General features: G+C 66.2%; 22 protein-coding genes. 9 read left to right on the forward strand and 13 right to left on the reverse strand.

Annotated features, from left to right (window positions below; translation table 11 throughout):
* Window positions 1–98 precede the first annotated feature (98 nt).
* Entirely contained in the window at window positions 99–3,296 is a 3,198-nt protein-coding gene (locus G6N59_RS02090) for an MMPL/RND family transporter (RefSeq protein WP_234884227.1), read from the forward strand.
* Window positions 3,297–3,548: 252 nt separating this feature from the next.
* Here G6N59_RS02090 and G6N59_RS02095 read toward each other — a convergent pair whose 3' ends face one another.
* From G6N59_RS02095 to G6N59_RS02105, 3 genes are all read right to left on the reverse strand, one after another.
* The gene (locus G6N59_RS02095) at window positions 3,549–5,288 is read right to left on the reverse strand and encodes an AMP-binding protein (protein ID WP_138230623.1); all 1,740 of its coding nucleotides are present in this window, start codon (window positions 5,286–5,288) and stop codon (window positions 3,549–3,551) included.
* Window positions 5,289–5,455: 167 nt separating this feature from the next.
* Complete coding sequence (locus tag G6N59_RS02100; RefSeq protein WP_138230624.1) at window positions 5,456–6,190, reverse strand: hypothetical protein; 735 nt, start codon at window positions 6,188–6,190, stop codon at window positions 5,456–5,458.
* A 56-nt stretch (window positions 6,191–6,246) separates the two neighbouring features.
* Window positions 6,247–6,600 carry an XRE family transcriptional regulator gene (locus G6N59_RS02105; RefSeq protein WP_138230625.1) on the reverse strand — a complete coding sequence of 118 codons (354 nt, stop codon included), beginning with the start codon at window positions 6,598–6,600 and terminating at the stop codon, window positions 6,247–6,249.
* 134 nt (window positions 6,601–6,734) lie between these two features.
* Here G6N59_RS02105 and G6N59_RS02110 point away from each other — a divergent pair, with 134 nt between their 5' ends.
* Together G6N59_RS02110 and ileS are read left to right on the forward strand one after the other, a co-directional pair.
* The gene (locus G6N59_RS02110; protein WP_138230626.1) at window positions 6,735–7,379 is read left to right on the forward strand and encodes a hypothetical protein; all 645 of its coding nucleotides are present in this window, start codon (window positions 6,735–6,737) and stop codon (window positions 7,377–7,379) included.
* 287 nt (window positions 7,380–7,666) lie between these two features.
* Entirely contained in the window at window positions 7,667–10,825 is a 3,159-nt protein-coding gene (gene ileS / locus G6N59_RS02115) for an isoleucine--tRNA ligase (RefSeq protein ID WP_138230627.1), read from the forward strand.
* A gap of 3 nt (window positions 10,826–10,828) precedes the next feature.
* Here ileS and G6N59_RS02120 read toward each other — a convergent pair whose 3' ends face one another.
* From G6N59_RS02120 to G6N59_RS02135, 4 genes are all read right to left on the reverse strand, one after another.
* Entirely contained in the window at window positions 10,829–12,055 is a 1,227-nt protein-coding gene (locus tag G6N59_RS02120) for a mannosyltransferase (protein WP_234884228.1), read from the reverse strand.
* Window positions 12,033–13,247 carry a mannosyltransferase gene (locus G6N59_RS02125; RefSeq protein WP_234884229.1) on the reverse strand — a complete coding sequence of 405 codons (1,215 nt, stop codon included), beginning with the start codon at window positions 13,245–13,247 and terminating at the stop codon, window positions 12,033–12,035. Before G6N59_RS02125 ends, G6N59_RS02120 begins: the two co-directional genes overlap by 23 nt.
* A 164-nt stretch (window positions 13,248–13,411) precedes the next feature.
* Window positions 13,412–14,161, reverse strand: coding sequence for a GAP family protein (locus G6N59_RS02130; protein ID WP_138230629.1), 750 nt, complete (start codon window positions 14,159–14,161; stop codon window positions 13,412–13,414).
* Between the two features lie 11 nt (window positions 14,162–14,172).
* Window positions 14,173–14,391 (reverse strand): RNA-binding S4 domain-containing protein, encoded by a 219-nt coding sequence (locus G6N59_RS02135; RefSeq protein WP_138230630.1) that lies wholly within the window; start codon window positions 14,389–14,391, stop codon window positions 14,173–14,175.
* Here G6N59_RS02135 and G6N59_RS02140 point away from each other — a divergent pair.
* The gene (locus G6N59_RS02140; protein WP_138230631.1) at window positions 14,390–15,799 is read left to right on the forward strand and encodes a DNA polymerase IV; all 1,410 of its coding nucleotides are present in this window, start codon (window positions 14,390–14,392) and stop codon (window positions 15,797–15,799) included. The two genes, G6N59_RS02135 and G6N59_RS02140, sit on opposite strands and share 2 nt — an antisense overlap.
* A gap of 82 nt (window positions 15,800–15,881) precedes the next feature.
* Here G6N59_RS02140 and G6N59_RS02145 read toward each other — a convergent pair whose 3' ends face one another.
* Window positions 15,882–16,805 (reverse strand): asparaginase, encoded by a 924-nt coding sequence (locus tag G6N59_RS02145; protein ID WP_138230632.1) that lies wholly within the window; start codon window positions 16,803–16,805, stop codon window positions 15,882–15,884.
* 42 nt (window positions 16,806–16,847) lie between these two features.
* Between G6N59_RS02145 and lspA the strand changes: the two genes are divergently transcribed.
* From lspA to rarD, 3 genes are read left to right on the forward strand one after another with little or no spacing between them, the layout of a single operon-like run.
* Complete coding sequence (lspA, locus tag G6N59_RS02150; protein WP_407665798.1) at window positions 16,848–17,594, forward strand: signal peptidase II; 747 nt, start codon at window positions 16,848–16,850, stop codon at window positions 17,592–17,594.
* Window positions 17,591–18,514 carry an RluA family pseudouridine synthase gene (locus G6N59_RS02155; RefSeq protein ID WP_138230633.1) on the forward strand — a complete coding sequence of 308 codons (924 nt, stop codon included), beginning with the start codon at window positions 17,591–17,593 and terminating at the stop codon, window positions 18,512–18,514. The genes lspA and G6N59_RS02155 overlap by 4 nt, the downstream gene beginning before the upstream one ends.
* Entirely contained in the window at window positions 18,511–19,425 is a 915-nt protein-coding gene (gene rarD / locus G6N59_RS02160) for an EamA family transporter RarD (RefSeq protein WP_138230634.1), read from the forward strand. Before G6N59_RS02155 ends, rarD begins: the two co-directional genes overlap by 4 nt.
* On the opposite strand, the gene G6N59_RS02165 is transcribed toward rarD, so the two are convergent.
* Both G6N59_RS02165 and G6N59_RS02170 read right to left on the reverse strand, forming a co-directional pair.
* Entirely contained in the window at window positions 19,409–20,068 is a 660-nt protein-coding gene (locus tag G6N59_RS02165; RefSeq protein ID WP_197907905.1) for a methyltransferase domain-containing protein, read from the reverse strand. The two genes, rarD and G6N59_RS02165, sit on opposite strands and share 17 nt — an antisense overlap.
* A gap of 88 nt (window positions 20,069–20,156) precedes the next feature.
* A complete protein-coding gene (locus G6N59_RS02170; protein ID WP_235678723.1) occupies window positions 20,157–20,762 on the reverse strand; it encodes a hypothetical protein in 606 nt (201 codons plus the stop codon).
* A 781-nt stretch (window positions 20,763–21,543) separates the two neighbouring features.
* Between G6N59_RS02170 and G6N59_RS02175 the strand changes: the two genes are divergently transcribed.
* Both G6N59_RS02175 and G6N59_RS02180 read left to right on the forward strand, forming a co-directional pair.
* Window positions 21,544–22,860 (forward strand): UDP-glucose dehydrogenase family protein, encoded by a 1,317-nt coding sequence (locus G6N59_RS02175; RefSeq protein WP_138230636.1) that lies wholly within the window; start codon window positions 21,544–21,546, stop codon window positions 22,858–22,860.
* Between the two features lie 48 nt (window positions 22,861–22,908).
* The gene (locus G6N59_RS02180) at window positions 22,909–23,841 is read left to right on the forward strand and encodes a glycosyltransferase family 2 protein (protein WP_138230637.1); all 933 of its coding nucleotides are present in this window, start codon (window positions 22,909–22,911) and stop codon (window positions 23,839–23,841) included.
* Between the two features lie 39 nt (window positions 23,842–23,880).
* Here the strand turns inward: G6N59_RS02180 and G6N59_RS02185 are convergent, their stop codons facing one another.
* From G6N59_RS02185 to G6N59_RS02195, 3 genes are read right to left on the reverse strand one after another with little or no spacing between them, the layout of a single operon-like run.
* Window positions 23,881–24,675 (reverse strand): ABC-2 transporter permease, encoded by a 795-nt coding sequence (locus G6N59_RS02185; RefSeq protein ID WP_138230638.1) that lies wholly within the window; start codon window positions 24,673–24,675, stop codon window positions 23,881–23,883.
* Window positions 24,672–25,409 (reverse strand): ABC transporter permease, encoded by a 738-nt coding sequence (locus G6N59_RS02190; RefSeq protein WP_138230639.1) that lies wholly within the window; start codon window positions 25,407–25,409, stop codon window positions 24,672–24,674. Before G6N59_RS02190 ends, G6N59_RS02185 begins: the two co-directional genes overlap by 4 nt.
* Complete coding sequence (locus tag G6N59_RS02195; protein ID WP_138230640.1) at window positions 25,406–26,338, reverse strand: efflux ABC transporter ATPase subunit, DrrA-related; 933 nt, start codon at window positions 26,336–26,338, stop codon at window positions 25,406–25,408. The genes G6N59_RS02190 and G6N59_RS02195 overlap by 4 nt, the downstream gene beginning before the upstream one ends.
* Window positions 26,339–26,597 lie beyond the last annotated feature (259 nt).

The raw sequence follows: 26,597 nt of genomic DNA on the forward strand, positions 1-26,597 counted from the left end.
ATTACAGCATGGCGCCGGGTGTGCGGCTCTGTGACGGCGTCGATATTGCCGTACCGGTCGGTGCATCTGATCCGTTTGCGGCGTGTAGCCTGTCGGGGATGCTGAAACGTGCCAGGCCAAGCGGTGCTTTGGCACATGCGGGTTTCGCCGCACTCGGCAAGTACGTGGTGCGGCGTCCCGTCGTGGTCCTGGCAGCCTGGGTCGGGTTGGCGGCCGTCCTATTTCTCGCGCTTCCGACGTTGATCGACGTCGCCGGCCGGCGCCCGCCACCATTCCTGCCGGACGACGCGCCGACGCTGGTTGCCAGCAACACGATGAAGAACGCGTTCCGCGAAGCCGACGCCGGCAACGTCGCGGTCATCCTGCTGACCGACGAGCACGGCATCAGCAAGGAAGACGAAGAGGTCTACCGCCGGCTCGTCGACAAACTGAATGCCGACAAGACCAACGTCAGGTCGACGCAGGACTTCATCCACATTCCCGAGCTGCGTCAGGTGATGATCAGCAAAGACGGCAAGGCGATGCAGCTGCCGGTCAGCCTGGTCGGCAGTATGGGCACCGGACCGGGCCAGCTCGCTTTCAGCAACGCTCAGCAGACCATCCAAGACGTGGTCAAGGGCAGCGATCTGACGCTGAACATCGTGGGCGCGTCGGCCACGTTTCAGGACATCAACGAAATCGGTGCCCGCGATCAGCACATGATCGAGACGGCGACCGCCGTCCTTGTCTTCTCGATCCTGATCATCGTCTACCGGAGTCTGGTGGCGATGCTGCTGCCGCTGGTCACCATCGGCGTCTCACTGGTCGTCGCGCAGCAGTTGGTGGCCGGTCTCGGCCTGATGGGGCTCGCGGTCGGACCACAGACGCTCGTGCTGATGACCGGCATGATGATGGGTGCCGGGACCGACTACGCCATATTCCTGTTCAGCCGATATCAGGAGTTCATCAGACAGGGCGTTGCCAGTGATCAGGCGCTGGTCTCTGCCCTGACGTCGATCGGTGAAGTCATCGCCGGCTCGGCCGGCACCGTCGCGATCACCTTCCTGGCGCTCTCGTTCGCCACCCTCGGGGTGTTCGCCACCATCGGCCCGGCGCTGGCGGTGACCGTGCTGGTCGGTTTCTTCGCGTCGGTCACGATGCTGCCGGCCCTGATCGTCCTCGTCGGACGGCGTGGCTGGATCAAGCCGCGCAAGGACATGACCGGCAAGTTCTGGCGCCGTTCGGGCGTCAACATCGTGCGCCGCCCGGTGACACATCTGGCCGGTAGCCTCGCAGTGCTGCTTGCGCTCGCCGGCTGCGCGACGCTGGTCCGCTACAACTACGACAACCGCAAGGACCTGGACCCGAGCGCGGCGAGCAACGTCGCATACGAGGCACTGAACAAGCATTTCCCGGTCAGCTCCACCATGCAGCAGTTCGTGCTGATCCAGTCGCCGCGTGACCTGCGCGCCCCGAAGTCACTGGCCGACATGGAGCAGATGGCACAACGCATCGCGCAGTTGCCGCACATCGACGCGGTCCGTGGCATCACCCGGCCCACCGGCGACGTGCTGGAGCAGGCCAAGGCCACGTATCAGGCCGGTGAGGTCGGCAGCAAGCTCAAGGACGCCTCGAACCTCATCAACAACAATGACGCCATGCTCCAGAAGCTGGTCGACGGCGAGTACCAGCTTGCCGACGCGCTGAACCAGATTCGCACGCAGGTGCTCGGGGGCATCGGCCCCGTGCGTTCCATGCTGACCCAGATGGCGGCGCTGCAGAAGCAGTACGGCGGTTCGAAGACGCTGGACGATCTGGACAAGTCGGCCAAGATGGTGTCCGAGATGACCTCGCTGGGCGATGCCGTCGGTGGCCAGCTGGTCCGGGTCGGCGACGTCTACAAGTGGTCCGGAAAGGCCCTCGAGACGCTGAACGCGACGCCGTTCTGCAACTACTACCCAGCGTGCAACGACCTGAAGATCGGTCTGCAGAACGTCAACGACGGCAACGATCCCGAGACGGTCCAGAAGGTCATCAACCTCGGCCACATGCTGCAGCAGTACAAGAGCGACCCCGGCACGGACGACAAGGTCCGGGGCATGGGCACCAACATCGAGAACATCACGAGCCTGCTCAAGCAGCTGCGCCTCTACGACACCGCGGACCTCGAGAAGCGCCTGCAGCAGGCGGTCGACGGCGTGAATCTGCTCGCCGATTCGAGCAAGCAGCTCGCCGACGGTGTGAAGCTGTTGGTCGACCAGGTCCGGGGGATGGGCGGCGGCCTGAACCAGGCTTCGTCGTTCCTGCTAGGTATGCGCCGTGACGCCAACACCCCGCAGATGGCCGGTTTCTACGTGCCGCCCGAGATTCTGGGCCGGAATGAGTTCGAGAAGGCCGCGACGCTGTTCGTGTCGCCGGACGGGCACACGGTGCGCTACCTGGTGCAGACCGCGCTGAACCCGTTCGGCACAGAAGCCATGGACCAGACCAACGCGATCGTCAAGGCTGCCCAGACGGCACTGCCCAACACGACGCTGTCCGACGCCAAGGTGTCGATGGTCGGTCTGTCCGCGGTGAACCGCGACATCCGCGACTACTACAACAGCGACATCCAGTACATCGTGGTCGTCACGCTGATCGTGGTGTTCCTGATCCTGGTGCAGTTGCTGCGGTCCATTGTGGCGCCGCTCTACCTGGTGCTGTCGGTGGTGCTGTCGTACGGCTCGGCGCTGGGTATCGGCGTGGTGTTCTTCCAGTTCATCTTGGGCTACGACATCTCCTGGAGCGTGCCGGGTATCGCGTTCCTGGTGTTGGTGGCGGTCGGCGCCGACTACAACCTGCTGCTGATATCCCGAATACGTGACGAAGCGAAGTGGGGCGTGCGCTCGGCGATCGTGAAAACGGTCTCCGCGACCGGCGGCGTGATCACCTCTGCTGGTCTGATCTTCGCGGCATCGATGCTCGCCATGACGGTCAGTAGCATCCTGGGCGCCGTGCAGCTCGGCTTCATCATCGGTATCGGCCTGCTGCTGGACACCTTCATCGTTCGCACGGTGACGGTGCCGGCGACCGCGGCTCTGCTCGGCGACGCCAACTGGTGGCCGTCCAAGTCGCCGCGCCGCAGGCGCGAAGAGGCCGAGCAGGCCGCGGCCCTCGCCGCCACCGAGCGGTTGATGGCCGAGCGACAGGCTCGCCGGGAGTCCGACGAGGTCGAACCCTGCCCGGAGTGTGGCTATGCGGCGACGTGTGATGCCTGCCAGATGACGACGGCCTTCGAGGCCGCCGGGGCGGTACAGCACCGCGGCTTCTTCGGCTGAGCCGGCCACCGCGTCATTCCACTGGGCTGGCGGACAGCCCGCACGGTTTCTTGTCCCGGCCATGCGCCGAACTCAGCGGCTGGGCGCCGCGAGGCCGCCGTACGGCGGTCCCCGATACGACCAGGGCCGCAACGTCATTGACGTTGCGGCCCTGGTCATATCGTCGTCAAGCGTCGGTCGATGTGCCCGACTCTCCCCCGCAAGCGGGAGGTGCCCCCACACCGCGGCTCGTGCCTCGCCGCTTGATCGTCGTCAGGCGTCGAGTCGCGCCAACTCACCCTTGCGGTACAGCTCCGTGCAGGCCTGCCGGCGGATCTTGCCGCTCGTGGTGATCGGGATCGAGCCCCGGCCGACCAGCACCAGGTCGGCGGCGTTCACACCGTGCACCTGCGAGATGGCGGAGGTGATGTCGTGCTTGACCTGTGCCAGGTTCTGGCGGACCTCGTCCTCGGTCTCGCCGCGCTTCTTCATCTCGATGACGACGGCGAACTGCTCGACACCGTCCTCCTCGAAGCCGACGGCCGCGGTACGACCGCCCGAGACCGCGCTGACGGTGGCCTCGATGTCGTCGGGGTACAGGTTGCGGCCGCGGATGATCAGCAGGTCCTTGATCCGGCCGATGATGAACAGTGAGCCCTCGGAGATGAAGCCGAGGTCGCCGGTGCGCAGCCAGGTGTCCGACGGGGTGCCCTCAGAGGCGTCCACGAGCACGCCACCGAAAGTCTTGGCGGTCTCTTCGACTTTGTTCCAATACCCGGCGCACACGTTCTCACCGTGCGTCCAGATCTCGCCGACCGTGCCTTCGGCGGCCTCGCGGCGGGTCTCCGGGTCGACGATGCGGACGAGGGGAGAGGGCGAGAAGCCATAGCTGACCAGCGGGCTGCCCGACTCGACGCGCTCGACGATGCCGTCGGCCAGCTTCTCGGTGTCGAACTCGACGACCGTCGGCGGCTCACCGGACTCACGAGAAGCGACGTAGAGGGTGGCCTCGGCCAGGCCGTAGCTGGGCCGGACGGACTTGCCCGGCAGACCGAACTTGGCGAAGCGCTGGATGTAGCGCTTGACGGTGGTGGGCTGCACACGCTCGGCGCCGCTGAACACCGTCAGGACGGTGCTCAGGTCCTTACCGGCCATGTCCTCGTCGGTGGTGCGCGCGGCTGCCAGATCGAAGGCGAAGTTCGGCGCGGCGGTGATGACGTTCTTGTGGCTGCCCATGAGCTGTATCCACCGGGCGGGCTTGACCAGGAACGAGATGGGGCTCGTCATCACGGTGTGCCAACCGCCGAGGATGGGCGTGCACACACCGAGCAGCAGGCCCATGTCGTGGTACAGCGGCAGCCAGGTCACCACGGTGCTTCCCGGAGGCGCGACCTTGCCCCACTCCGAGAAGAAGACGGCGATCATCTGCTCGTAGTTGGCCGAGACGTTGCGGTGCGACACCATGACGCCGGCGGCGGTGCGGGTCGAGCCCGAGGTGTACTGCAGGTAGGCGGTCTCCGGGCGAACCTCGCGGCGGGAGAACGGCTTACGGCGGGTCTCGAGGTCCAGCTCGTCGACGGCGAGGACCACGGGGCTGCGGCCGTCGTCGTTCGGCGTCGCGTACTGCGCGACGGCGTCCTTGCTCGCCGCGGTGGTCAGGGCGACGACGGGCTGGGCATCCTTCATGACGGAGATGACGCGCTCGTCGTGGTGGCCCATGATCGGCTGGGTGAGCGGGACCGCGATCATGCCGGCCTCGAGCGCGCCGAGGAATCCGACGACGTATTCGAGGCACTGCGGGGCCACGATCACTACGCGGTCGCCGATCTCACCGTGCTGGCGTAGTTCGTGGGCGACGGCGACGCTCTGCTGGTACAGCTGAGCCCACGTGAGGGTCTTGGCCACACCATCGGGGTCGGTGTCGTAGTCCATGAACGTGAAAGCCAGGTCGTTGGGTTGCAGGCTGGCGCGTTCGCGCAGGACGGCCGGCAGAGACGACTCGATCACGGACACTTCCTCCTCGGGGATGTTCGGGCAGGGGGTGAAGGCCGGGTGTCGTCGGTGACGGTTGACTACCGTCAAACTGACACCGGGTGCCGGATAGCAGCGTAGGGCATTCCCGCTGATTTTGACGTATCAGGCTTTTTGCTGACGAGTCGCCGACGGTCTGTGGCGGAGGCTCAGCGGGTCGCCTTTGAGAACCACTTGGTCTTGATCAGCCACGAGTGCGCGGATGCCAGCGCGAAGACGCCGCCGCACATGCAGGCGAAGACCCACACGAACCTGCCGTCTTCGAGGGGCTGGAGATCCGGAACCAGCGACGTCAGGATGCGGGTGGCGCAGGCCAGAATGCCGCTGGCGGTGGCGAACAGGTAGATGTTGGCGATGCGCCGCGAATCCTCGTTCCTGCGCAGGACCAGCAGGGCGCGGCCGCCGAACACCAGCAGGTAGCTCAGCGTTCCGCAAAGGACCAGCCAGTACGCGGCCAGCCAGCCGTCGGTCGGCATGGTGAACAGGTCGGGGGAGTATTCGCGGCCCGCGACGCTCATGGAGAACAGCGCCAACAGGACCGGGATGCACAGGGTCGCGGGCCGTTCGATGTACTGCGTGAACATCTTCTGCATGGCGGCGTCGTCGGCCAGGCGGCCGATGGCGTTGTACACGATGGCCGAGGCAGCCACGATGTAGCAGTCATGGCCCAAGTAGGCCGGCAGGTTCCAGACGCCGGTCAATGAATGGATGGCCCGCCCCAGGGTGTCGGCCGCCATCGGAGACATCAGGGCGACGGCCGCGGCCTGGAGTGCGATGTTGAGAGTCGCCGCCACTTCCCAGCGGCAGGACCAGGTGACGCGACGGATCCACAAACTCCACGCCATACAGGCGAGAGTGATCGTGATGAGAAATGTGAGAGCCATGGTGGAAGCCTTCTGGAAGCTCTTGTCAGCGCTGCTAGCCGCTCAGATTCTACTGATCAGAGCGGCGGTGCATCAGCACGTCGCGTCATTTCCGACAACTTTGTGGCGCGTTTGGGTACCGCCGGCGCCGCTGTGGCAACCGCGAGCGGCGCCGACTGGACGTAGTTGACGACTTCGTCGTGGCTCATCAAGCCGAACCGGACCTGCAGATCGGGGTAGCTCAACCGGAAGTGATCGGCCACCAGCCGCAGCTCCTCCGCGTTTGGGTAGTCGGCCTCTTTGATTCGCCGGTAGTACGTGCTGCTCGAGGTACCGAGCGCACCGTAGATCTCCCTCGCTTCGACGTCGCCGTCGAAGATGTAGTCGAGCAGCGCTTTGAGCTGTCTGCCGTTCTGGTCTGTTCGGGGCACTCTGTCACGATAGACCCTTCCCCCCTTTGGTTGCTAGCAACTATTTTCGCGACACATAAGCCGTAATTGACATGGGCGTCACAGTTTCGGGAGCTATGTCCCAAATTTGGGAATCGTGTTGTAGTGTGCATCACATGACTCTTGCGTACGCCGGTGAGATCGACCCCGTTCTCCCTTCTGCTGCTGCGGCGATGGTCCACGTCGCCGACTATGAGTTCGGCGGCGTCGACACCGCCGGTGCTGCGGTCGACATGCGACGGCTCGAAGCCCCGCTGTCGCCGGTGATCGCCGCCGAGCTCGAGGGTGGTGCCGAATACCTGGGAGTCGACGCCGAGGTGTTGCTGATCGGTGCGCTCGGCCGCGCCATCGAACGGGTGATCGGACCCGGGCGGGCCGCGGTCGACGTGGCCGCAGCTAAGGAACGCTCCGGCGGTGGGCTGGCGGTGCTTCGCCGACTCGAGGTCGACTGCGTCCCGGCGTCCGACGTGCACGCCACCGAGATGGTGCGGTCGGTGCGCAGTGCGCTGGCCGCGGCCACCGCAAACCCGACCGACGTTGCCGACGTTTTGTTCAGTTACGGCATGTCCGCGATCGACGGCGACCACCCGGGTCCGGCGCACACCCTCGAGGTCCGGGCATTCCGCGCTGACGACGTGCTGCACGTCGACTGGTGGTACGCCCGGCACCAGTTCGAGCCCTACACCGTGGAGGAACTCGCCGAGCAGTTCGCCTACGCCGTGATCGAGCTCGCCTCGGAGGCCATGCCGGTCTCCGAGTAATCGGTGGTGACCCGCGCCCGTTAGAATCGCTGCATCCGCATTGATCCGGCCATCACCGGGGAGCATTCGGAAGAACGGCCGCGGTGGCCCCGATTGCCGCTGCTCAGTAGAACCGAACGGGTAGGCCCGTCATCGCCGTCAGTTGAGCGGCGCACGCGCCGGACCTCCGGGTCTGGTTGTGCGCAAGCGGGGTGGTACCGCGGCGCTCGCGTCCAGACGCGAGATCGTCGTCCCCGTGCCTGGAACTGAGCACCTGTTTGGTGCTGACGGCACTGGAGACCCCTGACGTGAGCGCGTACCCCAAGACCGCCAGTGGCACACCGAACTTCCCCGACCTCGAGACCGAGGTCCTGGAGTTCTGGGCCCGCGACGACACTTTTCGCGCCAGCATCGCCCGCCGCGACGGCGCCCCCGAATACGTCTTCTACGACGGTCCGCCGTTCGCGAACGGTCTGCCGCACTACGGCCACCTCCTGACCGGCTACGTCAAGGACATCGTGCCCCGCTACCGCACCATGCGTGGCTTCAAGGTCGAGCGCCGGTTCGGCTGGGACACCCACGGCCTGCCCGCCGAGCTCGAGGTACAGCGCCAGCTCGGCATCTCCGACAAGGCGCAGATCGAGGCCATGGGCATCGGCGCGTTCAACGACGCCTGCCGGGCCTCGGTCATGAAGTACTCGAACGAGTGGCAGGCATACGTCACGCGCCAGGCGCGCTGGGTCGACTTCGACAACGATTACAAGACCCTGGACCTGACGTTCATGGAGTCGGTCATCTGGGCGTTCAAGCAGTTGTGGGACAAGGGCCTGGCCTATGAGGGCAACCGGGTGCTGCCGTATTGCTGGAACGACGAGACCCCGCTGTCCAACCACGAGCTGCGGATGGACGACGACGTCTACCAGAGCCGGCAGGACCCGGCGCTGACCGTGGGCTTCCTGGCGACCGACGGTCCCGTCGCCGGCGCGCGGCTGCTGGTCTGGACCACCACGCCCTGGACGCTGCCGTCCAACCAGGCCGTCGCGGTCAATCCCGAGGTGACGTACGTGCAGGTGGTGGGTCCCGACGAGCAGAACTACGTCCTGGCCGAGCCCCGGCTGGCCGCCTATGCCCGCGAGTTCGGTGAGGAGCCCGTGGTCGTGGGCAGCTACCTCGGCGCCGAACTGCTGGGCACGCACTACCTGCCGCCGTTCGCGTTCTTCGTCGACCGAGGTCAGGGCAGCACCGAATCGAACCCGGCATTTCAGGTGCTGCAGGGCGACTTCGTGACCACCGAGGACGGCACCGGCATCGTCCACATGGCGCCGGCGTACGGCGAGGACGACAAGGCCGCCTGTGACGCCGCCGGGATCGTCGCGGTCACCCCGGTGGACTCGACCGGCCGCTTCGACTCGACCGTGCCGGACTACCAGGGGCAGCAGGTCTTCGAGGCCAACCCGCAGATCATCAAGGACCTGAAGAACGGCAGCGGCCCGGCCGCGGTCAACGCTCCGGTGCTGCTGCGGCACGAGACCTACGAACACTCGTACCCGCACTGCTGGCGGTGCCGCAACCCGCTGATCTACCGCGCGGTGTCCTCGTGGTTCGTCAAGGTCACCGAGTTCCGTGACCGCATGGTCGAGCTCAACCAGCAGATCACCTGGTACCCCGAGCATGTGAAGGACGGCCAGTTCGGCAAGTGGCTGTCTAACGCGCGCGACTGGTCGATCTCGCGAAACCGCTACTGGGGCAGCCCGATTCCGGTGTGGAAGTCCGACGACCCGGCCTATCCCCGCGTCGACGTCTACGGCAGCCTGGATGAGCTCCAGCGTGATTTTGGCGTCCGGCCGGACAACTTGCACCGGCCCTACATCGACGAGCTGACCCGGCCCAATCCCGACGACCCGACCGGCAAGTCGACGATGCGCCGCATCGAGGACGTGTTCGACGTCTGGTTCGACTCGGGCTCGATGCCCTACGCGCAGGTGCACTACCCGTTCGAGAACCGCGATTGGTTCGATGGCGGCAGCGGTGAAATTGCCCATTTCCCGGGCGATTTCATCGTCGAGTACATCGGCCAGACACGCGGCTGGTTCTACACCATGCACGTGCTGGCGACCGCGCTGTTCGACCGTCCGGCCTTCAAAACCTGTGTGGCCCATGGCATCGTGCTCGGCAACGACGGCCAGAAGATGAGCAAGTCGCTGCGCAACTACCCGGACGTGTCCGAGGTGTTCGACCGCGACGGGTCCGATGCCATGCGCTGGTTCCTGATGGCATCGCCGATCCTGCGGGGCGGCAACCTGATCGTCACCGAGCAGGGCATCCGCGACGGCGTCCGGCAGGTGCTGCTGCCGGTGTGGAACGCGTACTCCTTCCTGGCCCTCTACGCGCCCAAAAAGGGCACATGGCGCACGGATTCACCGCACGTGCTCGACCGCTACATCCTGGCCAAGCTCGCCGACCTGCGCGACACGCTGACGGAGTCGCTCGATGCCTGCGATATCTCGGGCGCGTGCGAGCAGTTACGTCAGTTCGCCGAGGCCCTCACCAATTGGTATGTGCGACGGTCGCGTTCACGGTTCTGGGAGGAGGACGCCGACGCCATCGACACGCTGCACACCGTCCTGGAGGTGACCTGCCGGCTGGCTGCACCGCTGCTGCCGCTGGCCACCGAGGTGATCTGGCGTGGCCTGACCGACGAGCGCTCGGTCCACCTCACCGACTGGCCGGAAGCCGGTGTCGTCCCCGCCGACCCGGAGCTGGTCGCCGCCATGGACCGGGTGCGCGAGGTGTGCTCGGCGGGCTCGTCGCTGCGTAAGGCCAAAAAACTGCGAGTGCGCCTGCCGTTGCCGAAACTGACTGTGGCCGTGGATAACCCGGAGGCGCTGCGGCCGTTCGTCGATCTGATTGCCGACGAGCTCAACGTCAAGGCCGTTGAGCTCACCGACGACATCGACGCCTACGGCAAGTTCGAGCTGACCGTCAACGCCCGGGTGGCGGGCCCGCGCATCGGCAAGGATGTGCAGGCCGCGATCAAGGCGGTCAAGGCCGGCGAAGGTGTCGTCAACCCCGACGGCACGTTGACCGCGGGGCCCGCGGTCCTTCTTCCCACCGAGTACAGCTCGAAACTCGTTGCCGCGGAACCGGAGTTCACCGCAGCGTTGCCGGAGGGCGCAGGCCTGGTGGTGCTCGACGCCACCGTGACGCCCGAGCTGGAGGCCGAAGGCTGGGCCAAGGACCGCATCCGCGAACTGCAGGACCTGCGCAAGGCCACCGGGCTCGAGGTGTCGGACCGGATCACCGTGACGTTCGCGGTGCCGGCCGACAAACAGGCGTGGGCGACGGCGCATGCCGACCTGATCGCCGGCGAGATCCTGGCCACCGACTTCACCGTCGTGGTTGCCACGGACCTGGCCGACGGTGCCGATGTCGGCGACGGTGTGCGAGCCGTCATCGCGAAAGCGTGAGCGTCACCAACGTTTTTCGGTGACCGGCTGGTCACCGGCAGGCACCTGACTGCTCGAGCGCAGTCGTCTGCCGGTGACCACCATCCACGCGAGGGTGGCCATCGCCGCGGCGATGTAGGCCAGCCCGGCCCAGGCCAGGTACCACGGCCGGCTGATCTGCCAGAGGCTCGGTTCGGCCATGGCCAAGATGCTGGGGACGCTGACGAACGTCACGGCGATCCAGCCCCAGCCGAGGACCCGTGCGCCGGGTTCGTCCCGCCACGGCCCGCGCAACAGCCACATGATCAGCGGTGCGACCCACACCCAGTGGTGCACCCAGGAGATCGGTGACACCAGAAGGCCGAACAGTTGGACGACCAGGAGTGAGCCGAGCCGATCGCGCGCACCTGACCGGTTGCCCATCACCCACCAGGCCAGCCCGGCCAGCACTGCGGTCCCGAGAATCGCGATGAGGACCAGGGTGCCTTCCCCGGCGTCGTGGCCCACGATCCGCGAGATGCCGCCCCGCCACGACTGATTCAGAGCGATGCCGATCGGGTTGACGCTGGTATCGCCCATCACCTCGGTGAAGTAGTGCCGCACCTGATCGCGCACGACCAGCCACGACAGCGCGACCGTCGCGAAGAATACGATCGCGGAGAACGCCGCGGCGGCCCAGCGTCGTAGCCCGATGAAGTACAGCCCGGTGACGGCCGGTGTCAGCTTCACCCCGGCGGCCAGGCCGACCAGCAAGCCGGAGACCCACCACCGGCTGCTGTAGGCCGCGTACAAGACCGCCAGCGTCAGGAAGACTCCGACCTGCCCGAGGTTGATGCTGACCCGCGCCGGCTCGAGCCAGATCAGCGCGGCGGTCCACAGCATCGCCGCCCGCACGTCACCGGTGCCCAGCATGTGTTGGGTGATCCGGACGATGGCGTACATCGCGGCGATCATGGCGATCTGCCACAGCAGCCCGACGGCTGCGAAGGGCAGAAAATGTAACGGGTAGAAGAGGATTGCCGCGAAAGGCGGGTAGACGAACGGCAGCGGCTGGGTGGGGGACTGATCCGAGTAGGCGAACGTGTACAACGTGCCGGGGTGCTCCAGCGCGGCGCCGCCGAGCACGTAGACATGGAAGTCCACCAGGTTGGGCTGGCTGGGAATGGTCAGCGCCAGTAGGACGACCGCGCTCACCGCCAGCAGCGCGGGTGCCGACCGGTGCAGTCGCTCAGTCCCGATCGGTGACTTCACCACGACGCCCTGTCCTGACGATCCAGACCATGGTCGCCAGGGCCGCGAAGATGTACACCATCTCACTCCAGGCCAGGTACCAGGGGCGGCTGATCTGCCAGATGTTCGGCTGCGCGAACGACAACACACTCGGCACGCTGAGCACCATGAGTGCCACCCAGCCCCAGCCCAGGAACCGCGCGCCCGGCCGCTCGTGCCAGGGCCCGTACAGCAGCCAGATCATCAGCGGTAGCACCCACACCCAGTGATGTGTCCAGGACACCGGTTCGGCCAGCAACCCGAACAGTTGCACCACCAGCAGCGACCCGAGTCGATCGCGCTCGCCGCCGAGTGCTCGGAACGCCAGCACCGCGAGCACCCCCGTGACCACGATCGCACCGATCACCAAGGGCGACATGCCGATGTCATGACCCACGATTCGGGACAACCCGCCTTGCCAGGACTGGTTCCACGCAGAGCCCACGGGCAGCGACTTGCCGGCCTCGGCCATCTGGTGCGGGAAGTAGCGCCGGGTCTCGTCGGGCAAGAACAGATACCCCACTCCGACGGTCCCGAAGAACACCACGGCGGAGAACAGCGCAGCGCCCCAGCGCCGAACGCCGACGAAGTAAAAACCGGTGATCGCGGGCGTCAGCTTGATGCCGGCGCCCACGCCGATCAGCAAGCCGGACAGCCACCATCGTGAGTCATATGCGGCGTACAGCACGGCGAGCATCAGGAAGATGCCGATCTGCCCCGACTGGATGCTGCTGCTCGGCGCCTCCATCCAGAGCGCCCCCGCAGTCCACAGCATCGCCGTGCGCTGGCTGCCACCGCCGATGAACTTCTGGCTGAGTCTGACCGTGCCGTAGACGGCCGCGATCAAGGCGACCTGCCAGGCGAAGGCGATCACCCCGAACGGCGCTAAATGCAAGGGCGCGAACACTATTGCGGCGAATGGTGGATAGGTGAACGGTAGGTGTTCGCCCTTGGTCGGGTCGATGTAGAAGAAGTCGTACAACGCACCCGAGTGCGAGATCGCGGAGCCGCCCAGAACGTACACCCGAAGATCGAAGAAGGCGTCGCCCTTGACCAGGTAGTAGCCCATCGTCGAGGCCACTCGCAGGGTTGCGCTGACGGCGAGGATCAGCGGAGCCAGCGCTTGCCAACGGGACAAGCCCGGACGCGATATGGAGGTAGGTCCGGCGGTCACCGGCCGACTATATCGGTCGGGTATCCGGTCGTCCGTGTGAAAGTGCTGGCGCCCAGCTTGATCCGCGTGCCCAACCCCATCAGCGCCCGACGGTGGCTGCACACAGCACAGTCCTGATTCTCAGGCAACTCAAAGGGGCCGCACAGCGAAATGATGGGGCCCAGCTACGAAAACACGCTTGTGAACACTAGATAGAGGCCCAAGAACGTCAACGCGGTCGCCACGACCCAGATGCGCCGCGCCCGTAGCCAATTCGGTACGTGCGCCAGATACTGCTGCGTCTTGGCGGGCGCTATCAAGTAGCACAGCAAAGGGATTTCGGCGAACGCGAACGACACGACGGCATACACCACGACCGCGGCAACCTGGGTGGACTTGCACTCACCGGACGCGAGGATCACGCCGAGTGCGCCGACCAGTTCGACATGCGGGCCGGGACCGGCCCATAGCCCGGCCAGAAACGACACCCACAGTGACTGACTCCGCATCAGCCGACGTGCCCAGCTCGTCAGCCGCGCCGTCAGAGACGTTGCCGACTCCGGCGCCGCCGGTTCGATCTCCGCTTCGGTTTCCCCGGCTGAACTGGCGCCCGCCGCGGGCACCGGGGCCTTCGTCGCGGCCCGGAACAGCAGTGCGACCGCGACCAGTAGCACCAGGGCGCCGATCACCAGTTTGGCGTCCCCCGGATCGATCGAGGTGGTCGACGAGTTCATGTCGGCGACGAGGCGCTTCGTGGTGCCGTGTAAGAGGTAGACGGCACTGAGGCCCACCACCAGGCTCGAGGTGAGACCGCCGAGGCAGAACACGAACAGGGCAGGGATGGGGCGGTTGCGCATCACGACGAAAACCGCCACCCCGAGTCGGACTGGATCCCACATCGCCATGACGGCGAACATCACTACGGTGGCCCACACAGGTTGGGACGCTACTGGTGGTCGCTGGCAACCCGCGCGCGGTGTCCCGCGAACGCCACCACATCGCCGGGCTTCAGTTGCCGACCGCGGCGGGTCTCGGCCTCGCCGTTGACCTCGACCATGCCCTCGGCGATAACCGCCTTGGCGTCGGCACCGCTGTCGATCAGCGAGGCCAGTTTGAGGAACTGGCCCAGCCGGATCGACTCGTCGCGGATCGGCACGTCATTCATGTTCAGAAGGGTAGCCACCCGTCCGGGCCTACTATCTGGCACTGTGGATCGCTGGGTCATACATCTCGATATGGACGCCTTCTTCGCGTCCGTCGAGCAGTTGACCCGGCCCACACTGCGGGACCGTCCGGTGCTGGTCGGCGGGCTCGGCGGCCGTGGGGTGGTGGCGGGCGCGAGTTACCAGGCGCGCAAGTTCGGCGCCCGCTCGGCGATGCCGATGCACCAGGCACGCCGGTTGGTCGGCGCCGCGGCCGTGGTGCTGCCGCCGCGCGGCGCGGTGTACTCGGTGGCCAGTCGACGCGCGTTGGATGCGGTGCGCGCCGTGGTGCCCGTGCTCGAGCAGCTGTCGTTCGACGAGGCGTTCGGCGAGCCCGCCGAGCTGGTCGGCGCTGACCTTGATATGGCTCGGCAGTTCTGCGAGGACCTGCGGGCCGCGGTGCGCGCCGAGACCGGCTTGGTGGCCTCGGTCGGTGCGGGTTCGGGCAAGCAGGTCGCCAAGATCGCGTCGGGGCTGGCCAAACCCGACGGGGTCCGGATCATCGGCGGTGACGAGCAGGGACCGCTCCTGGAAGCGTTGCCGGTGCGCCGGCTGTGGGGGATCGGACCCGTCGCCGAGGAGAAACTGCACCGGCTGGGTATCGAGACCGTAGGCGCACTGGCCGCGCTCACCGATGCCGAAGCCGCCGACGTCCTCGGCGGCACCGTCGGCCCGGCGCTGCACCGGCTGGCCCGCGGCATCGACGACCGGCCGGTGGTCGAGCGCGCCGAGGCCAAACAGATCAGCGCCGAGTCCACGTTCCAGGTCGACCTGACCACCCTGGATCAGCTGCGCGAGAATATCGGGCCCATCGTCGAGCACGCACACCGGCGGCTGCAGCGTGATGGTCGCGGCGCGCGCACCGTGACGGTCAAACTGAAGAAGTCCGACATGAGTACGCTGACCCGCTCGGCCACGCTGCCGTACGCGACCACCGACCCGTCGACGTTGACGGCAACGGCCCGCAGGCTGCTGCTCGACCCCATCGAGATCGGCCCGATTCGCCTTGTGGGCGTCGGGTTTTCCGGTCTGACCGATGCCCGGCAGGAATCGTTGTTCCCGGAACTCGAGATGGTGGACGGCTCCGACGTCGCGACGTCGGCCGGTCAGGCCGGCCCGGTGAGTGCCCCGCCGGCCGAATCCCCGTGGCGCATCGGGGATGACGTGCAGCATCCGGATCACGGGCACGGCTGGGTGCAGGGAGCCGGGCACGGTGTCATGACGGTGCGCTTCGAAACCCGGGCCAGCGGGCCCGGCGTGGCCCGCACCGTCGCGGCCGACGATCCGCAGATCACCCGTGCCGACCCGATCGACAGCCTCGACTGGCAGGAGTACCTGGCGCAGTTGCCGGCGGACGACAGCGTGGATTAGCCGCGGTGCGGTGGAATACCGCGCGGCGCACCGGCGGGTGTGCTCCGATGCCGCGCGTTGTCCGCCCAGTGGGACGGTTCGGCTAAGCCCACTCGGCGAACAGCTCGGCAGCGGGCGTCCCGGCGGCCAGCGCCGCCATCAGCAACACCCGGGCCTGAGCGGCCCGCAGCCCGCCCGCCGATACGGCGCCGGCATCCAGCAATGCCCGGCCCGGGCCGTAGCCCGACGTGACGCGGGTACCGGGCACCCGCGTCGCAATAGCTACGGCGACACCGTCGGCGCACAGTCGCTGCACGCCGGTGCGCACCTTGGACCCCGCATTGCCCGAGCCGAGTGACTCGAGGACGATGCCGCCGGCGCCGGCGGCGGCAAAGGCATCCATGGCCAGTGCGTCGCTACCGGCATAGGCGGCGACGATGTCGACGCGCGGCGCCGATGCCGCTGTCAGTGCACCGAGCAGTGGCCGTCGTTTGACGGCGTCGGGAACGAACGAGCCGTCCCTGATCGACCCGACGGCGGTGCCGACCAAACCGTGGCCGGCTTTCGTCATGCCCAGTGGTTGCCACACCCGGCCGGCCATGCTGACCAGCACGCCGAGGTCGCGCGCGGACGGACTGGCGGCGACGGTGATCGCGTCCCGCAGGTTGGCGGGACCGTCGGCGTCGGGTGCGTCGCTGCTGCGCATGGCGCCGGTCAGCACGACTGGCACCGTGCCGGAGTACGTGATGTCGAGCCAGAGTGCGGTTTCTTCCATGGTGTCGGTGCCGTGGGTGATGACGATTCCATCGGCATCTCCGGCCGCCAGTACTGCAGCCCCGATCCGGTCCCAGTCGGTCGGGGTCAGCTCGGAGCTGTCGACGGACATGAGGTCCACGGCGTCGACCTGGACGCCGGTGCCGAGGCCGCCCACCAGGTCGGTGGCGCTGCGCGTCGGCCGGGCTATTCCATCTTGGCCGGTACTGGTTGCGATGGTGCCTCCGGTGGCGATCACGACGACGCGAGTCATGGGCGAGATTGTTCCTCACGACGTCTTTGGGATGATGGGGGCGTGACTGATGAATCCACGGAGCCGGAGGCGACCGAGTTCGCGGAGCCGGAGGCGACCGCGCTGGCGGAGCCGCAGGCGACCGCCAACACCGGACCTGCGGTGACCGCGCAGCCCCGGACCCAGCCCGCCCCGCGGCGGCTGCGGCTGCTGCTGGTGGTGGCGGCGGTGGTGCTGGGCCTGGATGTGGTGACCAAGGTGCTGGCGGTGAAGCTGCTGGTGCCCGGTCAGCCGGTCGAGATCATCGGCGACACCATCACCTGGACATTGGTCCGCAACTCCGGTGCGGCCTTTTCGATGGCCACCGGTTACACCTGGGTGCTGACGTTGATCGCCACCGGTGTCGTGGTGGGCATCATCTGGATGGGGCGGCGCCTGGTTTCGTTGTGGTGGGCGCTCGGCCTGGGGATGATCCTCGGCGGCGCGGTGGGCAATCTGATGGACCGGTTCTTCCGCTCCCCGGGGCCGTTGCGCGGGCACGTGGTGGATTTCTTTTCCGTCGGCTGGTGGCCGGTGTTCAACGTTGCCGATTCGGCGGTGGTGTGCGGGGCAGCGTTGTTGGTCGGGCTGTCCATGTTCGGCTTCGATTTCGACACCGACGGCAAGCGCCCGCCGGAGGGATCGGCCGATACCGCGGAAGCGGTTGTCGAACAACATGATTCGGCCGCTTCGCAGGCGGCGGAGCCGCACACCGAGGCAGAGTCGGGGCCGGCCACCGCGGCCGTCGACGAGGCCGAAACGGGCCGATGAGTAGCCGTTCGATGCCGGTCCCCGAAGGACTGGCCGGGATGCGGGTGGATGCGGGTCTGGCTCGTCTGCTCGGGTTGTCGCGGACCGCGGTCGCCACGATCGCCGAAGACGGCGGGGTCGATATCGACGGCGCGCCGGCAGCCAAGTCGGACAAGTTGGTCGCGGGCTCGTGGCTCGAGGTCCGGCTGCCGGAGGCGCCGGCGCCGGTGGAGAACACGCCGCAGGAGATCGAGGGCATGGCGATCCTCTACTCCGACGCCGACATCGTGGCGGTGGACAAGCCGGCCGGCGTGGCCGCGCACGCCTCGGTGGGCTGGACCGGCCCGACGGTCCTCGGCGGGCTGGCCGCCGCGGGCTTCCGGATCAGCACCTCGGGTATCCACGAGCGGCAGGGCATCGTGCATCGGCTGGACGTGGGGACCTCCGGCGTCATGGTGGTGGCGCTGTCCGAGCGCGCGTACACCGTGCTCAAGCGGGCGTTCAAACACCGCACGGTCGACAAGCGGTACCACGCATTGGTGCAGGGCCACCCGGATCCGTCCAGCGGCACCATCGACGCGCCCATCGGCCGCAGCCGCGGCAATGACTGGAAGTTCGCCGTCACCGAGGGCGGCCGGCACAGCGTCACGCACTACGACACCGTCGAGGCGTTCGTCGCGGCAAGCCTGCTCGACGTGCACCTGGAGACCGGCCGCACCCATCAGATTCGGGTGCACTTCTCGGCACTGCACCACCCGTGTTGCGGGGACCTTACCTACGGGGCAGATCCGACGTTGGCGAAAAAGCTCGGGCTCCAGCGGCAGTGGCTGCATGCGCGTTCGTTGGGCTTCGCGCACCCGGCTGACGGCCGGTGGATCGAGATCACCAGTGAGTACCCGCCGGAATTGCAGCACGCACTGGACGTGTTGCATCGCCAGTGACCACTACCGCGACGGCCACGTCGAATCAGAACCGGGGACTGCTTCTCGGGCTCGGCGCCTACGGATCGTGGGGTCTGTTTCCCGCATTCTTTCCGCTGCTCAAGCCGGCCAGTGCGTTCGAGGTGCTGGCCCATCGCATTGTGTGGACCGTCTTGCTGATGTTCGCGGTACTGGCCGTCGGCCGCCGCCTGGGTGACCTGCGTCGGCTCACGGGCCGCACCTGGGGACTACTGGTGTGCGCCTCGGCCCTGATCTCGCTGAACTGGGGCATCTACATCTACGCGGTCAGCAACGGCCACGTGGTCGACGCTGCGCTGGGCTATTTCATCAACCCGCTGGTGAGTGTGGCGCTCGGCGTCGCGCTGTTCGGTGAGCGGTTGGGGCGCGCGCAGGCGGCGGCTCTGGCCATCGCCGTGGCCGCGGTGATCGTGCTGGCGGTGCAGACCGGTGAGATCCCGGTGATCGGTCTCGGCGTGGCGATTTCGTTCGGGCTGTACGGCGCGGTCAAGAAGGTCGTTCGCGCCGACCCGCGGGTCAGTGTCGGCGTCGAGGCCGGGGTGGCCGCCCCGTTCGCGCTGGCCTATCTCATCGCCCTCACCGTTGCCGGGCAGGCGACGGTGCCATCCCTGGGTCCCGGCCATACCGTCCTGATGATGCTGTGCGGCCCGGTGACGGCGCTGCCGTTGTTGATGTTCGCCGGAGCGGCGCAACGGCTCCCGCTGGTCACCATGGGTTTGTTGCAGTATCTGACTCCGGCGTTGCAGATGGCGTGGGGGGTATTCGTCGGTCACGAGCCCATGCCGGCAGGGCGGTGGGCCGGCTTCGTGCTGATCTGGCTCGCCCTGGTCGTGTTCACCGGCGACGCGGTGTGGCGCAGCCGGTCGGGCGCAAGGGTCAGTGTGTCCGTCTGAAGATGTAGAAGTCTGCGAAGCTGGTGTTGTCCGGGTCCTTCTTCGAGTACGGATAAGCATTCGGGATTCGGTCGGTGAGGACGAAATCGGCTCGGTTGGCCTCGACCCACCGGGTGAACTCTCGGTGCCGGACGTGCGGTGCTGACCACGCCTTGTCTTCATTGCTCGCGTAAGCGATGACGAACTTGATACCGGCATCGAACAGCCGGTGCATGTATGCGTCGAATACGTCGTCTTCCACCAAGTGGTAGATCACATCAAGCGACAATGCGAGGTCGGCTTTGTCCGCGTCGGTTACTTCACTGGTGTGAAGAAATGACATCGAGCGGTCGGCACTGAATTTGTGGCGCGTTGCTTCGATGACAGTTTGGGAGACGTCGACGCCAACGTACGAAGGGTACCGTGCCAGGGCCAATTGAGCCCCATCGCCCGATCCGAATTCGATGACACTCTCGATATTGTTGGCCGCGACAAAGTCGTTGAGAACATCGGCTTTGAACTCCGCGAGCCGGTTGTACGACCCGGCACCCGAATTTCCCCCACGTCGATAACGCTTTTCCCAATAATTGCGCGAGTTATCGAATTCCGAAGGCTTCAGCAGCTTTCGCAGCGCATTCTGAAACCGATGGACCCGATCATCCACCGACCGCACACCTTTTTCCATGGCCTGTATTTCTTCTCGCAATTCGATTCGCGTCGGGATGGTCCGACAGGGTTGTGTCGGAGACGGGTCAGTTGTCGGCGGTGGCGGGGCGGCTGTTTCCGGACAGCCACGCCCGCCGGGTCTGTTCGGAGATGGCGTCGTTGGCGGTCCCGCGACTGTCCCAAAGCCCCCCGTTGGACACCGTGACTCTGGGCCACCAGTAGGCGGCGGCATCGCGGACCTGACGGATCGGAGTTCCGGTCGCTACGGCGGCGTAGTGCAGCCAGTAATCGTCCGCCAGGGGACACACCGCGGCGAACTTGTCGCCGCGGTCTCGGAGTGTGCAGAGCAGTTCCGGGGGATAGGCGACGCCGGATACGCCGGTCGCAAAGACGGTTTCGGACGCCTCGGTCGTGGTGCACAGCGGCCAGGCGCTGTAGGGCGCTGCCGACCGGATGCGGGCGCGGAACGCCGTCACCTCGCCAGGCCGGTGGGCCTCGAGAAGCTCGGCCAGCCAAGTGGCCGGGTAGTAGACGTCGTCGTCTGCGGTAACGAGGACGCGTTCGGATTCGTCGTGCAGTACCTCGTTGACATACGGAAAGTACTTCTTGTGCGGGCCGTAATCGCGGCAGTGCCGGATCTCCAGCCCACGCGCCAGCAACCGCCGCAGGGGGGCTGGTGGGTCGTTGACCACGGTGTCGTCATCAAGCCACAGGATCAGGCGGTGCGGCTTGACGGTACCCAGCCCAATGGTCTCGATTGTTTGCCAAACTGACGAAATTCGTTTGCCGTAGCTGGTCAGTGAGACATTTGCGTCTCCGTCGCCGATTACCAGATCTGTCGAATTGCGATTAAGTAGTCGAAGCCGTGGGCTCAGTAGGACGAATTCAGCCCAGGTCAAAACCCAGTCGACTGGAGTCTTCGGATTGATACCGGTGTTGTGCATGGCCCTCCCCGGACCTCTCCCATAGGCGTGTCGGTCGGTGTAATCCCAGGCTGGGGGCTCTGTGCTGTGAATACGGAGCTGGCGCAGGAATTGTTTTGATGCGGCATTTGGGACCCTAACGCGAGTGTAGATTTTTTGCAGTCAACCGAGGTCGAATAGTGGCGTGGGGAACCCCGAGCCGTGCGCGCCGAGACCTGTCGCAGGTATGGGTCTGGACTTGTATTACTTACCCACCGTCCTGTGTGCGGATCTCGTGGATGAGGTTTGCTGGCCCGGTACTGGGCAACGTGTCGGCAGTCACTGAGGGTAGCCACAGCTATGTTGTGTGATGTACTAAGAGATGACCGCCCAGCTTCTCCACAGCAAGCGGGTAGCAAGTGGCCAGGAAAGATCGTTCACGGTTTGGACGGTTGCTGTAAATGTTCCCGTGCTACGGGCGTCGCGAAGCGGTGTGGGATTTGCTGGGACATAATCGACGGATTGCCTCCCCTCGGGTGGCCCGAACTGCAAGAACGTGGAGTGCAGCTAGATGCGATTGAGCGTGATTGGAACGGGCTATCTGGGCGCCGTTCACGCCGCTTGTATGGCTCATTTCGGGCATGAGGTCGTCGCGTACGACACCGATGCGTCGAAGATCGCCGCATTGTCGGCCGGTACCTCGCCGTTCTATGAGCCGGGTTTCGACGACCTGCTGGCGACGGTGCTCGCCACCGGACGGTTGCGCTTCACCCAGTCGGCACAGGAAGCGGTGTCCGGCGCCGCGGTGCACTTCGTCTGTGTCGGGACCCCGCAGTTGGCCGGCTCCGACGCCGCCAACATCGAGTACGTTGACAGCGCCTTCCGTGCAGTCGTCGCCAATGCCGACTGCGAGGGACTGATCGTCGGCAAGTCCACCGTGCCGGTCGGTACGGCGCAGCGTCTCTCCGCTGAGGTGGCGATGACGTCGTCCGGACTCGAAGTCGCGTGGAATCCGGAGTTCCTTCGCGAGGGCAAGGCCATCGAGGACACCCTGCAGCCGGATCGTCTCGTGTTCGGTGTCACCTCCGAGTATGCGGAGAAGACGCTGCGGGAGGTGTACGGCGCCCTCCTCGATGCCGGCACGCCGTATCTGACGGCGGATCTTCCGACCTCGGAACTGGTCAAGGTAGCCGCCAATGCCTTTCTGGCAACCAAGATTTCGTTCATCAACGCCATGGCCGAGGTGTGCGAGATCGTCGATGCCGACGTCACGGTGCTCAGCCAGGCACTGGGGTACGACGATCGGATCGGCAAGCGATTCCTGAACGCGGGTCTGGGGTTCGGCGGCGGTTGCCTGCCCAAGGACATCCGTGCCTTCAGTGCCAGGGCCGGCGAGCTCGGTGCGTCGGACGCGCTGAGATTTCTGCACGAGGTCGACAAGATCAACCTGCGCCGGCGCGAAAAGGCCGTGTCCGTGGCGCGGGCGGTTGTCGGCGGGGAGTTCCTCGGCAAGAGCATCGCCGTCCTGGGGGCCGCCTTCAAGCCCAACAGTGACGATGTCCGCGATTCGCCGGCGCTGAACGTGGCCGCCGCCATGCATCTCAAGGGCGCCGATGTGCGCGTGCACGATCCGAAGGCGATCGAGAACGCCAAGGGACGGTTCCCGACGCTGGGCTACTTCGACAGCGCCGAAGACGCCTGCCGCAACGCGGATCTGATCGTGTTGGCGACCGAGTGGGACGAGTACATCAGCATCGACCCCGCGGCGTTCCGATCCGTCGTGAGGGAGCCGCGCCTGCTCGACACCCGGAACGTGATCGACCGGGAGAACTGGTCGCGAGGGGGGTGGCACGTGTACTCCCTCGGACGTGGCGGGTTGCACGTCTGATCCGCGGCTGCGCCGGTGCTCGATGAACGTGAGAAGGGGGATTGATCCATGCCGGGTCAGACGGTCGAGGTGATCATTCCGGTCCGTGACATGGGTGAGCACCTTCCGCGGCTGCTTCAGCCGTTGCTCGATCAGCTGTCCGACGGTGACCGGGTCACGGTCGTCGACGACGCATCCGGCGATGACACGGCAGCGGTCGGGCGGTCGCTGGGCGCGGGCGTCGTGACGCTGCCGAAAAGCCGGGGTCCGTACTACGCCCGCCAGGTCGCGGCCAGCCGGTCCGACGCCGACATCCTGCTCTTCATCGACGGCCGCTGCCGGCCGCTGCCCGGTCTGCTCGACGCGCATCGGATACTGCAGTCGCAACCGGGAGTTGTGTTGTCCTGTACCAACGTTCGCACCCTGTCGGGGCCGACCATCGCCGCCCGGATGGCTGCCATGATGCAGCCGTTCATGCTGCCCCGCGGCGGTGGGGCGATGAAGGCGGTCGTCGGGATGTTGCCGTCGCGGCCGGACTATTACCCGACCTGCAATCTCGGCATCGACAGGATTGCCTTCGAGAAGGTGGATGGGTTCCGGGCGATGCGCGGCGGAGGCGACCTCGATATCTGTTGGCGCATCCAGGACCAGTCGCTCGGCACCATCGCCACGGACACCCGGGTGCTGATGGAATGGGAGCCCCGGACGGAGATCCGGGATCTGGCCCGCCAGTGGAAGCGTTACGGCAACAGCAACGCGTACATCCGCTGGGCGCACCGCAATGACCTTGTCAGCAAGGGCATCCACGCGCCGGCGCGGCTATCCCTGACCCAGGCCTGGACGACGTTGCGTGCCGAGCTGCGGCGTCCGGTGCCGGAGCTGGCGGCGACCGCGATCCTCGGGATCGTGTTCCAGTACGGTTATTTCGCCGCGCAGCGCAAGCGCGCCGAGTTCGAGATGCCGGTGCATTTCGACGTGTCCGGGGACGACGATTCCGCCTAGGCGGAATCCGATCGGGGGCGGCTGATCCGAGGGCTGGGGTCAGCCGTCGACTTTGCCGCCCTCGACTGACGCGCGGTATCCGCGCAACATCACCGGCACGAACGCCGCGCTGATGGCAGCGGCCCACAACACCGTCAGCAGGATCGGCCACCACACCTCACCGCCCGTCGACAGTCCGCGCATGGCCGCCACAGCCGGGGCGATCGGCTGGTATTCCGCGAGCGGACGGAGCAACGCCGGCACTTTGTCGGCCGGGATGAGCGTGGCGAAGGCCAGACCCATGCAGAACGACTGGGTCCAGGTGAGGATGATCCGGCCCTGTGGTCGCAGGGCCAACGTGATCACGATGGTCGCAAAAACGACGACGATGATGACCGGAACCATCAGGTAGACCAGTAGGTCGATCCAGCCGCCGTCGAACCGGAAACCCATCGCGCAGCCCGTCGCCACGACGAATGCCGACGCCGCGAAGGTGCGTAGCGCCTCGGCCAGCAGCGCGCCGGTCAGCGGGGCCGTCCGGTGCACCGGCATGATCCACAGTCTGGTCAATAGGCCACTGTCGCGGTCGTACGGCACCGCCAGGCCGGCGCCGATGGCCCCGGACATCGCTCCGGCGAGTGTGCATACCGGGATCAGCACGTCCATGCCGCTGCTGCCGGTCAACCGAACCATCGATTTTCCGACCAGCAGCCCGTAGACGACCAGCAGCAAGGTCGGAAAGAGTAGCGCCTGCATGGGCACCATCGGGTATCGACGCCACTGTTTGAACAGCCGGCCCGCGAAGATCCAGCTTTCGGTGAGTAGCGAATGTTGGTGCTGGGTGGTCGAATTCACGATTCTCGCCCCTGAAGTCGAACGGCGATGGTGCCGAAAACGAGCAGCAGCCCGAGGCACCACGCGAGGCTGGTACCCAGATTGCTCGTCGCCACCTCGCCGCTGGTGAAGCCACGCAGCGTCTCGGTGATCTGGGAGATCGGCTGGTATTGCACGAAGGAATGCAGCCAGGTGGGGAATGCTTCGAGGGGTGCCAGCCCGGTCGACAACATGACGAGGAGCAACTGCGGGATCATCAGCAGCTGGCTGGCGACCTCGGTGCGTCCGGCCTTGCTGCCGGTGGCGTCCGCACCGAGGGACAACGCCAACGTCAGCGTCAGCGCCATCACGACAAACGCAGCGGTGTAGCCGAATCCGCAGGTCAGGCGAAAACCGAACAGGTAGGCGGCCAGAATCGATGCCACCAGCGCCAACACGCCACGGATCAGGCAGTAGGCCATCCGCGCCATGAGCGGCGCGTAGGGCGAGATGGGCAGCGTCCGCATCCGGGAGCCCAGTCCGCTGGCCTTTTCCCAGGCCGCGCGATCGGTGGTGGTGAGGGCGCCGAACAACATCGCCTGTACGACCACCGCGGGCAGGACGTACTGCTCGTAGCTCATCTGGCCGGTGGAGATGACGCCGCGCAGCAAGAACGTCAGGCCGATCAATGCCGAGACCGGCACCAGGACGGCGAAGGCCAGATCCAGTCGACCTCGCTCCAGGGTGCGAGCCGTCAGGAGGGCGAGCGCGTTCACTTCGAGGTGACCGGGCTGGTCAGGTGCAGGAACACCTCGTCGAGGGAGGGGCGACGCAGCGAGATGTCGATCAGCTCGACACCGATTTCGTCCATGCGGCGGAACACCTCGGTCAGCGTTGCCACGCCCTTGGGGGCGGGTACCGATACCGTGGTCGCGTCGCTGTCGACCTCGACGCCGTCGAAGTCCGAGAGTGCCGTTGCGATGCGCGGCAGGTCGTCCGGGTGGAGCGGCGTCATCTCGCAGTAGCTGGTCCCGGTCTGACGCTTGAGTTCATCGGCGGTGCCACTGGCGACGATCTGCCCGGCGTTGAGGATGACGATGGAATCGCTGAGGAGGTCAGCTTCTTCCAGGTACTGGGTCGTCAGCAGCACGGTGATGCCCTCGGCCTTCATCGAGGACACCAGATTCCAGACTTCGCGACGACTGCGCGGGTCCAGGCCGGTGGTCGGCTCATCGAGGAAAAGCACCTTCGGCTGAACCACAAGGGATACCGCAATATCAATGCGACGGCGCATACCGCCGGAATAACTGCTGACCTGTCGGTCGGCGGCGTGGCCCATGTCGAATTGCGAAATCAATTCGTCAGCTCGGCTGCGGGCTTCACCGCGCCGCAGGCCGCGCAGGCGCCCGAACAGCACCAAGTTCTCTCGACCGGTCAGCCGGGGATCAAGTGCTGCGTCCTGCCCGGTGACACCGATACTCTGACGCACCTTTGCGGGTTCGCGGGCCACGTCGTAGCCGGCGACAATCGCTTGTCCCGAAGTCGGTTTGAGCAATGTTGACAGAATTTTGACCGTTGTGGTCTTCCCGGCGCCGTTGTGTCCCAGCAACCCCAACACCGAGCCGGTGGGAACGGAAAAGCTCACGTCGCGGAGTGCGGGAACGGACCCGCCAAAAGTCTTGGCGACGTTGATGAGCTCGATCACGGATTCATACTCTTGCAGAGAGCCACAGTGCATTCAATTCCCATAGTGCCAGCCACGATGTGGACCACATCACTATGTGTCGCCGTTTGCCCGGAACCTCGAGACCGCAATCGGTTGCGGGATCTCTGCATTCGCGACAAATTTTCGGGCAAATGAATTGTGGGGCCCGCCGGTGCCGCAGAACGCGCCGCCGAGCAAGCGCCGAGCAAGGGCCGAGCGGGACGCCGTCTGTGCCGGTCACCGGACCGAATCGGCCGCT

The sequence above is a fragment of the Mycolicibacterium aubagnense genome (genome assembly GCF_010730955.1).
Taxonomy (GTDB): domain Bacteria; phylum Actinomycetota; class Actinomycetes; order Mycobacteriales; family Mycobacteriaceae; genus Mycobacterium; species Mycobacterium aubagnense.